This window comes from Micromonospora sp. NPDC007220, from assembly GCF_040634035.1.
GTDB classification, from domain to species: Bacteria; Actinomycetota; Actinomycetes; order Mycobacteriales; family Micromonosporaceae; genus Micromonospora; species Micromonospora reichwaldensis.
Genome location: NZ_JBEYEU010000028.1, coordinates 66,037 through 75,487 on the forward strand (window position 1 = coordinate 66,037; position 9,451 = coordinate 75,487).

Here is a 9,451-nt window from a genome sequence, read left to right on the forward strand (position 1 = left end):
CGGTAACAATTTCAAGGCGATGGAACGTGCAATTTCCGGGCCGCCCGGGAACCCGCTGACGACACACCGGCGCACGGTTCACCCGTGCAGTTCTCCCGGGTCGTACGTGACACGCGGGGATGGGATCCGGCGCGTCCTCGCCGCCATGCTGACGGCACGACCGACCGCGTGGCGACGCCCGCGGCACGGCCGGCGACCCGCGGGGCGGACCGGCGCCCGCCGGCGCCCACGCGACCAGGACCGGACGGAGGCCCTCCGATGACAGCGCAGCTCCTCGAGACCACCCACCCCACGGGCGAGCCCGGCGGGTGGCGGCCCCGGGATGCGACGGCAGGGACGGATCCACGTCGGCACGAACCGACCGTAACCGATACCATGCATTCCGTGGCGACCGTGATCCGGCAGGCGACGACACCGAGCGCACCGCTGCCCGGGTCGGCGCGTCCTGGTGTGCCGGGGCCCGGCACGCGCCACGTCCGCCGGGAGCCGTGGCGTTGATGGTCACCGGGATCCGGCCCACCGGCCTGACGGGGACCCCCGCCGCGCCGGCTGACGCCCTGTCCACCCCGGGCATGCGGCGGGCGAGGCTGTGCATCCTGGCGGGCGCCGCGAGCGGGGTGGCCGCGTGCGTACTGCTCGCCGCCCTGGAACTGCGTCGCGAGCCCGACCCGCGCGGGATCGTGCTCGGCGCGGCGGGGTCGCTGCTCCTGGTCCTGGCGCTGGCCGCGGCGCTGCACCGGTCGGTCATGCCGTGGCGGGCGACGACGACCGGCCGGTGGCTGGTCGCCGGCTGCGCCACGGCCGCCGTGCTGTCCGTCCCGCTCGTCGGGCCGGTCGGCGGCACCCCGGGGCGGGCCTGGGCGTTCGTGGGGGCCGCGCTCGTCGGGGCCGCGCCGCTGCTGCTGCCGGTCCGGTGCGCGGTGACCCTGATGGCCGGGACGGTGCTGGTGGCCGCGGCGACGGCCTGGTGGCTCGGCGGTCCCGTGCGCGACGCGGTGACCGTCACGGTGGTGCTCGGGCTGACGGTGGCGACGTGGAACGTGCTGCACCTGTGGTTCTGGACGTTCCGGGCGCAGGCCCGGGAGGGGCACGACGCCCTGGCCCGCCTGGCGGCGGCCGAGGAGCGGCTGCGGTGCGCCCGGGACGTCTACGCCCTGCTCGCGAACGAGCTGTCGGCGCTCGTCCTCAAGGCGGAGCTGGCGTCGCGGCTGGCAATGGTCGACGGGGAGCGGACCAGGAAGGAGACCGCCGAGATGCGGGCGCTCGCGGCGGCCGCGTCGGCCCGGATGCGCGAGGCCGTGCACGGCTACCGCAGCGTCGGCCTGCGCGAGCAGGCGCAGACGGTGGCACGGGTGCTGCGCAACGCCGGCGTGCGGTGCTCCGTGACGCAGCCGGAGCGCGACCTGCCGCCCGCGCTCACCGGGCCGCTGGTGTCCGTGCTGCGCGAGGCCGGCGCCCACGTGCTGCGGCACGGCGAGGCGCGGTGGTGCACGATCGAGATCGCCGGCGAGGCGTCCGGGGCGCGGCTGACGGTGGTCAACGACGGGGCCGGCGACGGGGCGCCGGACCTCGACGGCAGCGGGCTGCCGGGGCTGGCCGACCGGCTGCGGGACGCGGGCGGCACGCTGCGCACCTGGCGGGGGGACGGCACGTTCACCGTGCAGGCCAGCGTCCGGGCCGGGTCGTGACCGGGCCCGACAGCAGCACCCGCCGCAACGGACGACGGACCGTGCCCACCCCGCCGGTGGGCACGGTCCGCCGCACGCCGCTCAGCCGGTGGCCGTCAGCGTCCCGCCGGGCAGGAGGCACTCGTCGGCCGTGGGCCACCGCGTCGGATCGTCGCCGAGGGTGACGAGCTCGGCGACCTGGAGACGACACCACGGCGACACGGAGATGTCGCCGGTGCCCACCGCGTACACGAAGTCCGCCCAGGCGACCCACTCGAAGTCGCCGATGGCGGCCGGGTCGGGGGTCGGGCGCTCGTCGGTCACCACCCGGAACACCGGGGACACGGCGTTCTCCGCCACGCCGTTGTCCATCGTGGCGCGGTACCGGAAGGCGGGCAGGACCAGCTCCGGCGCGGGCGCGGCCAGGCCGAGCTCGGCGCGTACGGTGCGGGTCACCGCCGCGGGGACCGGTTCCCCCGGCACTGGGTGCCCGTAGCACGAGTTGGTCCAGATCCCCGGCCAGGTGCGCGTGCGGTCGCTGCGCATGGTGAGCAGCAGCTTGGCGTCGCTGGTGAAGACGTAACAGGAGAACGCCAGGTGCAACGGCGTACGCAGGTGGTGCACCGTCGCGCCCTCGGTGGCGCCCACCGGCCGTCCCTCCTCGTCGAGCAGCACGACCTGCGCCATGGTGTCCCTCCCCACCGGGACTCAGCTCGCCTGGGCGAAGGCGGCGGCGATCACGGTTCCCCACCCGGTGCTCGCCACCTGCAACGGCACCAGCTTCGCCCGGGGCCGCAGGAACGCCAGCGCGTCCGCGAGGGGCTTGCCGCGTACGCCGCGCCAGGTGCCCGACACGTGCACCAGCGCGAACGCAATGGCGACGATCATCGGCACGGCACCCCAGGTGAACCCGCCGATGGCGAGCACCGACACGCACACCGTGGAGCCGCCGACCGCGATCAGCCCGCTCGCGACGGCCATCGCGCGGGTCAGGCCCAGCGCGCGTACGCACGTGCGGATGTTGAACGCGGCGTCCTCCGGCCAGTCCTCGGCCGTGTTGACCATGACGATGCCGACCTGGTTCAGCCCGAAGCCGATGATCACGGCCAGCAGCGGCCACGACAGCTCACCGGGCACGGACCGGACGACGACGAGCATCGGCAGCCAGATCAGCACGGCGGCGAGGCCGGGGATCTGCCCCACGCCGGAGCTCTTCAGGTGGACCGGCGGGATGGAGTACTGGGCGCCGATCCAGAGGGTGAACGCGACCAGGGGCAGGATGTCCCAGTGCCCGGTGCGGAAGGTGAAGTAGGTCGCGAGGGCCAGCACACCCGCGCCCGTGGCGGCGATCTGCCACCGCACGTTGCGCAGCCCCAGCCCGTACACCGCCTGGGACAGCCACGTCTTGTACACGGCGTCGACGTCGCGGTCGGCGTACGCGTTGGTCATGTCGATGAAGTGCATGATGGACAGCGCCATCACGATCACCAGCGCGAAGTGGACCGAGGCCAGGGTGCTCAGGTCGTCGACCGACAGCAGCGACGGGATCGCGTAGATGGCCAGCATCACGGGCAGGAACTCGACCCGGCGGATGCGGATGGAGTGGTAGATCGGGCGCCGCGCGGTGGCCGGCGCCGGTGTGGACGCGCCCGCGCGCGCCTCTTCGACGGTCATGGTGTCTTCCTTCGGGGTTGAGGACCTTCGGTGGCACCCGCGAGCGCCCCTGACCGGGGTCAGAGGATCTGGATCCGCTGGAGGTGCCGGGAGGAGTTGCCGCGGAAGGCGTTGCGACCGTGCAGCAGCGCCTGGTTGTCGACGACCACGATGTCGCCGTCGACCCACTCGTGGTGGTAGCAGACGTCCGGGTGGTGCAGCCGGTCGCGCAGGTCGGCCATGAACGGCTCGGCCTCCTCCGCCGACCTGCCGCCGATGGACACCCACACCGGGTTGCGGTAGCGCTCCGGGTCGAGCGGCTCGCCGTACCGCATGATCGTCTCGCCGGTCTCCGAGTGCGTGGTGAGCAGCGGCGACACGGTCTCGCCGCCGTAGTAGCCGAGCTTCTCCGTGCGGTAGCTGACCTCCGTCGCCGCCCACTCGCGCACCAGCTCCGGCGAGGCGCGCCGGATCACGTCGGTGCTGTCGGAGAACACCGTCTCGCCGCCGCCGCCGGGCACCGGCGCCTCGAGGCACTGGAAGAGGAAGTACCGCGGCGCGGCCCGCGCGAACGCGCCGTCCCAGTGGAACGGCACGTCCGTACGGCTGAACAGGTAGTTCTTCGGGTCCTCCTGGACCACCAGGTCCAGGACGGCGCCGAAGTCCCAGGTCAGCACCTCGCCCCAGGTCTCGCAGTAGGCGACGAGGTCCTCCCTGTCGAGCAGGGGGAAGCCGCGCAGCACGACCACCTTGGACTCGATCGTCCAACGCTCCAGCGTCGCGGGCGCGATGTCCCGCAGGTCGGCGCCGTCGTGCTCCGCCGTCAAGAGCGTGCCGAACGGCGCCAGCGGCGTCCGCTGCACCCGCAGCTCGTCTGCCGTGGTCATGAGGCGATCTCCTCCTGCCGGAAGTGGGGGTTCACGTAGTGGCTCGGCCGGCCGTTGCGCCAGACCAACGAGGCCCGGTCCCGCTCGGCCTGGCTGCGCTTGACCAGCGTCAGGTTGACGCCGTCGTCGAGGACGACGCCGTGCCACGGCGTCAGCCAGCTGTCCCTGGTCCGGATGAGGTGCAGCCCGATCTTCTCGGCGTGCCGGGGCTGCGGGTGGATCGACAGCCGCAGCGAGTCGGGGAACTTCGTGCCGACCAGGTCTCCCCAGGCGCGGCTGCGCCGGATCATCTGGTACGCGAACTCCTTGCAGTGCTCGCGCAGCTTGGTCCGGCTCAGGTCGGGGTGCAGCGGGCCCTGGTCCTCGAGCATGAACCGGTGCATGCCGTTGAACAGCGACCGGGCGCCCAGGTCGGTCAGCACCTCGGCGCGGATGTCCGCCAGCGGCGTGGCGTACCCGGCGAGGAGCCGCCCGCGCATCTCGTCGTAGGACATCGCCCCGAACGCGTCGTCGAGCGAGTACATCGAGACCGAGGACGCGCCGGTCTGGTCGATGATGCGTTGCAGTTCCGTGCGGTACGCGGTCACGTCCTCGTCGGGGATGCCGAGCAGGTCCGAGAAGACGTGGCCGTCGGAGCAGATGAGGATCCGCGCGCCCGCCGGGTGGTAGTGGCTGACCTGCTCGCAGAAGGACTGGAGGAACTCCACGGAGATCCGCTCACCGAGGTCGGGCAGCGACCCGACCACCTTCTCCGGGTTGCGGGACTTCGCGGGGAACGCCGGCAGCACGAAGTGCAGCGGCTCGCCGCTGCGTAGGTACCGGCCCACCCGTTCCTCGTGGGTCGCGAAGCAGTCGTCGCACGGCTGCGCCCCGCACGGGTCGTCGGCGTGCTCGAGACGGCGGAAGCGGAAGACCAGTTCGAGAATCTGCCGGGCGAGCGTGCGCTCCCGGCTACCGACCTGTTCGTCCTCGGCAACGGTCATGTCGTGTCCGATCGCATCGTGGTTTCCTTGTCGCCCGAGGGCGGGCCGACCGGGGCGACGCGCCGGCGCCGCGCGCCGCGTGCGCCCTTCGGCGGGTCGATGTGCACCAGCTCCGTACGCGTGCTGATCTTCAACTTCCGGTAGGCCCGCGTCAGGTGCTGCTCGACGGTGCTGACGGTGATGAACAGCCGGTCGCCGATCTCGCGGTTGGTGTGCCCGCGGGCGGCCAGGTTCACGACTCGGCGCTCGGCGTCGGTCAGCGTGGCGAGCCCGTCCTTCGCGCCGGCCACCCCGGCTTCGAGGGTGTCGTCGGACGGCTTGAGCTTGCGCCGCAGCAGCTCGGCGTGACAGCCCTCGGCGAGCTGGAGGGCGTGCGCGCCCATCATCTTGGCGCGCCCGAACTCGCCGAGGGCGTGCCCGGTCTGGCTCAGGTCCGCGAAGACGTGCGCGAGTTCGTGCCGGTCCCCGCTGGCGTGCAGCAGGTCCATCGCCTCGCGCAGCATCACCTGCCGTTGCTTGGGCGCGTACGCCGCCGCCAACGCCCGCAGCCCCATGCCCTTGGCGCGCGGGGCGTCGCCACCCGGCAGCGCCAGGTGTTCGGTGACCAGCTTCCGGGCCTGGTCGGGCCGGCCCATCCGCACGTACAGCCGGGCGAGGTCGACCCGCCACGGCAGCGCGGACGGATCGTCGGCGCCCCAGCCGACGGCGAGCTGGCCGGCGGTCTGGAAGTCGGCGAGCGCGGCGTGCCGCCGGTCCACGGCGTCGTAGTAGACGCCCCGGGCCCGCAGGTACTGCGGCCAGAACATGCTCTGGCGCATCGCGGCCGGCGTCGGCTCCCGCAGGGCCGCCTCGGCCTCGGCGAGCTGACCGGTCATCGTGCAGGCCAGGACCAGGTGCGCGAGCGGCGAGCCGACGGCGACGCCCCAGGCGGCGGGCGGCATCGTGGCCAGCGCGTCGCGCGCGTGCCGCTCGGCGGCGGCGAGGTCGCCGCGGCACAGGGCGACGGCGGCCCGTACGTCGGTCAGGACGGCCCGCCAGCTCGTGATCCCGTGCGACTCGGCCTCCTCCGCCAGCTTCTCGCACCAGTCGGCGGCACGGTCGAGCTGGTCGGCGCCGATCAGCACCCGCAGCGCGTGCCACACCGACACCAGGAGGGAGTCACCGGGGCGGGCGCGTTGCAGCACCTCCTCGGCGCGGTCGACCGCCACGCCCGGCCCGGGGTCGCCCGGACCGTCGCCGCCGTGCGGGCGGCAGTGCCGCAGCCACTCGCGGGTGGCGAGGTGGTCGGCGCCGAGGTCGGGGTCCGGGTGCGTGGTGAGGTCGCCCACCCCGTCGAGCGCCTCCACCGCCTCGTCGTGCCTGCCCTGCCAGGCGAGCGACCGGGCGAGCAGCAGCGTGTCGGCCTCGTCGAGGAGGCCGGCGCGAGCCGCCACCGCCAGCGACGACAGGTGCCGCGGAACCGCCTCGGGGTCGCTGCGCCAGTGCACCCGGACGAGGGCCGCCTCCACGGCGGCCCGCTCGCGGTCGTCCTCGGTGGATCGCAGCGCCAGTTCCAGGCAGTCCACGGCGTGCCGTGCGGCGCCGCCAGCGACGGCCTCCCCGGCCGCCGCGACCAGCACCGGACCGGCCCAGGATCCGGCCGGCCCGTCGACGCCCACGAGGTGCGCGGCCACCTCGGCGGCGGACGCGCCGTCCTCGTGGAGCAGGAGCGCGGCCCGCGACCGCAGGGCCGACTGCGTCTGCGGCGGGCAGTCGTCGAGCACCGCCGCGCGTACCGCCGGGTGGTGGTAGGAGTGCCCCTCGGTGAGGCCCGCCTCGGCGAGCGCGCCGAGCACCTGCCGGGTCGTCGCCGCGCAGAGGCCCGCCAGCCCGGTGACGAGCCCGGCGGACGCGGACGGGCCGACGACCGCAAGGGCGCGGGCAACGTCGAGCAGCCGGGGGTCGCTGCGGTGCAGGCAGGCGAGCGCGGCCTGGACGAACGACGCGCCCACCGTCGGCGCGACGTCCCCGTCGGCGCCGGTGAGGGCGTCGTCGAGCAGCGCGTGTACGAGCATCGGGTTGCCGCCGCTGACGGCGTGCGCCGACGCGGCGAGCCGCCGGGCGGCCTCCGGCCGGATCCGCTCGGCGAGCAGTCGCCCGACGCCCTCGGGCGACAGCGGGAGCAGCCGCAGGTGACGGCAGTGCGGCTGCCGCGTGAGCTCCGCACGGAACGCCGCCGCCTCGGGCCGCGCGCCCACGCATCCGCTCAGCACGAGCAGCACCCGCGCGAAACGGATGCGCCGTTGCAGGTACAGCAGCGCCTGCAACGACAGGGAGTCCGCGAACTGGACGTCGTCGACGACCACCACCAGGGGCCGGTCGGCGGCCACGTCGAGGAGGACCTGGCAGACGTCCTCCAGCAGTTGCGCGTCACCGTGCCGCAGGGTGGGGGCGTCCGGGTTTCCCGCCGGCCCGGTGTCGCGCCGCAGCAGCGGCAGGTGGCCGGTCGAGGTGGTCTGGGCCCGGAGGCTGTGGAACAGCTGTCCCACCACCCCCAGGGGGATCATGCTCTCCGCGACCGAACAGGCGGCGGTCAGCACCAGCGCGCCCTCGCCGACGGCCACCTCGGTCACGGCGTTCACCAGTCGGGTCTTCCCGCTGGCGACGCCGCCGTCGACCAGCGCGACCCGGCCCTGGCCCGCGGCAGCCGTCGCGTACGTCTCGACGAGGTCGGACAGCAGGTGTTCTCTCTCGATCAGTGCCATGTGGGTCACCTCCGGACACTCCTGAGGCTCGGGTCGACCGGCGACTCACCCCGGTTGTTCGGCGTGGGCGACCGTGGCGGCGCCGCGCGAGGCCGAGCTGAGCGACCGGGTGTGCGCCCTGATGCTGCGCAGCACCGCGGACATGTTGTCGTTGAGATAGAAGTGACCGCCCGGGTGGACGACGAACTCGAACCCCGCGTCGGTGTGTTCCCGCCACGCCTTCGCCTCGTCGACCGTCACCCGCGGGTCGCTGTCGCCGATGTGCGCGACGATCGGGCAGTCCAGGCGTGGCCCGGGCCGGTACTCGTAGGTCTCGGCTGCGGTGTAGTCCGAGCGGATGGCCGGCAGGACCATCCGCAGCACGTCCTCGTCCTCCAGCAGCGCGCTGTCGGTGCCCGCCAGGGCGCGTACCTCCGCGATCAGGCCGGCGTCGTCCCGCAGGTGGGTCCGCTCCTCCTTACGGAGGTGCGGAGCCCGCCTGCCGGAGACGAACAGCGCGGTCGGGCCGACGCCCGCCCGCCGCAGCCGCAGCGCGACCTCGTAGCCGATGGTCGCGCCGAGGCTGTGGCCGAAGACGGTGATCGGCCGGTCGACCAGCGGCAGCAGCACCGTCACCAGTCGGTCCGCGATCTCGTGGACCGAGGTGAGGCCCGGCTCCCGCAACCGGTCCTGCCGACCGGGGTACTGGACGGCGAGCACGTCGACCTCGGGAGCGAGCGTCCTGGCCACCCGGGCGAAGTAGCTCGCCGAGCCGCCGGCGTGCGGCAGGCACAGCAACCTGGTCGCCGCCTCGTCCGCCGGGTGGAACCGTCGCACCCACAGGTCGGTGTCCGTCATCTCGTTCCCCCGCGATTCAGCTCGTGGTCGCCGGTGGCGGTCGCCCCGGTTGCGTCAGCGGCCCCCGTCCACCCGGGCCTCGCTCCAGCTGATGGTGGTCGGCCGGACCGCCGCCAGGTCGCTGGTGGTCCAGCTGTCCACGACGTCGATGCGCAGGTCACCGTCCGCCGGAGCGTCGGCACCGTCGAAGAAGAAGGCATTGAGAATCTCGGTCGCATTGACAGACATGGGAGTCCCCTCTCACACAGCTTGGCCCGGTGGTGCGGAACGCCATCTAAACCTGCTGGACGGGCACGTGTTTCAACAAGGTCTGCGTTCACCGTCTACGCGAAGGTTCGTCACAACGCATTCGTGAATCGCTCATACCCGTCACACGCGGCAGGCCCGGTGACTTTTGTCAATACCCGGCCCGGCCGTCCGGGCGCCGCGAGCACGGTGTCCAGGGTGGACCCCCGGCCCGGGAAGCCCTTGCGTGGCAAGGGTCACGGGCGGTGGGCCGGCCGACGGAGCGGGCCGCGGGAATTGCTCCCCACCGGCCGTGGGAGCAACCTTCGGCAGCTCACCGGCACCTTTCCCCGTACGGCCGTGCGCCGTTCATCGGACCCGGATGACGGTCTCATGCCCCACCACCACCCGACAATGCCTGACCAGCAACTCCACACTGCCAACCCAATGACACC

Annotated in this window: 8 protein-coding genes; 1 reads left to right on the plus strand and 7 read right to left on the minus strand. The window is 73.5% G+C overall.

The window, feature by feature from the left end; genetic code table 11:
* Window positions 1-497: 497 nt before the first annotated feature.
* Window positions 498-1,688 (plus strand): histidine kinase, encoded by a 1,191-nt coding sequence (locus tag ABZ573_RS28670; RefSeq protein ID WP_225851892.1) that lies wholly within the window; start codon window positions 498-500, stop codon window positions 1,686-1,688.
* 81 nt (window positions 1,689-1,769) lie between these two features.
* Here ABZ573_RS28670 and idi read toward each other — a convergent pair whose 3' ends face one another.
* The 7 genes from idi to ABZ573_RS28705 are packed head-to-tail and all read right to left on the minus strand — an operon-like array spanning window position 1,770 to window position 8,999.
* The gene (gene idi, locus ABZ573_RS28675; RefSeq protein WP_151452480.1) at window positions 1,770-2,354 is read right to left on the minus strand and encodes an isopentenyl-diphosphate Delta-isomerase; all 585 of its coding nucleotides are present in this window, start codon (window positions 2,352-2,354) and stop codon (window positions 1,770-1,772) included.
* A gap of 21 nt (window positions 2,355-2,375) precedes the next feature.
* Window positions 2,376-3,341 (minus strand): UbiA family prenyltransferase, encoded by a 966-nt coding sequence (locus ABZ573_RS28680; RefSeq protein ID WP_151452479.1) that lies wholly within the window; start codon window positions 3,339-3,341, stop codon window positions 2,376-2,378.
* Window positions 3,342-3,400: 59 nt separating this feature from the next.
* Complete coding sequence (locus tag ABZ573_RS28685) at window positions 3,401-4,207, minus strand: TauD/TfdA family dioxygenase (protein WP_151452478.1); 807 nt, start codon at window positions 4,205-4,207, stop codon at window positions 3,401-3,403.
* Window positions 4,204-5,190: an isocyanide synthase family protein gene (locus ABZ573_RS28690; protein ID WP_151452477.1), complete on the minus strand. Its 987-nt coding sequence runs from the start codon at window positions 5,188-5,190 to the stop codon at window positions 4,204-4,206. Before ABZ573_RS28690 ends, ABZ573_RS28685 begins: the two co-directional genes overlap by 4 nt.
* Entirely contained in the window at window positions 5,187-7,934 is a 2,748-nt protein-coding gene (locus tag ABZ573_RS28695) for an AAA family ATPase (protein WP_358122158.1), read from the minus strand. Before ABZ573_RS28695 ends, ABZ573_RS28690 begins: the two co-directional genes overlap by 4 nt.
* 45 nt (window positions 7,935-7,979) lie before the next feature.
* A complete protein-coding gene (locus ABZ573_RS28700; protein ID WP_151452475.1) occupies window positions 7,980-8,771 on the minus strand; it encodes an alpha/beta fold hydrolase in 792 nt (263 codons plus the stop codon).
* A 54-nt stretch (window positions 8,772-8,825) separates the two neighbouring features.
* Window positions 8,826-8,999 carry a hypothetical protein gene (locus ABZ573_RS28705; protein WP_192581221.1) on the minus strand — a complete coding sequence of 58 codons (174 nt, stop codon included), beginning with the start codon at window positions 8,997-8,999 and terminating at the stop codon, window positions 8,826-8,828.
* Window positions 9,000-9,451 lie beyond the last annotated feature (452 nt).

Bases quoted from the DNA above. Each gene is read 5' to 3' on its own strand.
- ABZ573_RS28670 (WP_225851892.1), top strand. From the start codon at position 498: ATGGTCACCGGGATCCGGCCCACCGGCCTGACGGGGACCCCCGCCGCG.
- idi (WP_151452480.1), bottom strand. From the start codon at position 2,354: ATGGCGCAGGTCGTGCTGCTCGACGAGGAGGGACGGCCGGTGGGCGCC.
- ABZ573_RS28680 (WP_151452479.1), bottom strand. From the start codon at position 3,341: ATGACCGTCGAAGAGGCGCGCGCGGGCGCGTCCACACCGGCGCCGGCC.
- ABZ573_RS28685 (WP_151452478.1), bottom strand. From the start codon at position 4,207: ATGACCACGGCAGACGAGCTGCGGGTGCAGCGGACGCCGCTGGCGCCG.
- ABZ573_RS28690 (WP_151452477.1), bottom strand. From the start codon at position 5,190: ATGACCGTTGCCGAGGACGAACAGGTCGGTAGCCGGGAGCGCACGCTC.
- ABZ573_RS28695 (WP_358122158.1), bottom strand. From the start codon at position 7,934: ATGGCACTGATCGAGAGAGAACACCTGCTGTCCGACCTCGTCGAGACG.
- ABZ573_RS28700 (WP_151452475.1), bottom strand. From the start codon at position 8,771: ATGACGGACACCGACCTGTGGGTGCGACGGTTCCACCCGGCGGACGAG.
- ABZ573_RS28705 (WP_192581221.1), bottom strand. From the start codon at position 8,999: ATGTCTGTCAATGCGACCGAGATTCTCAATGCCTTCTTCTTCGACGGT.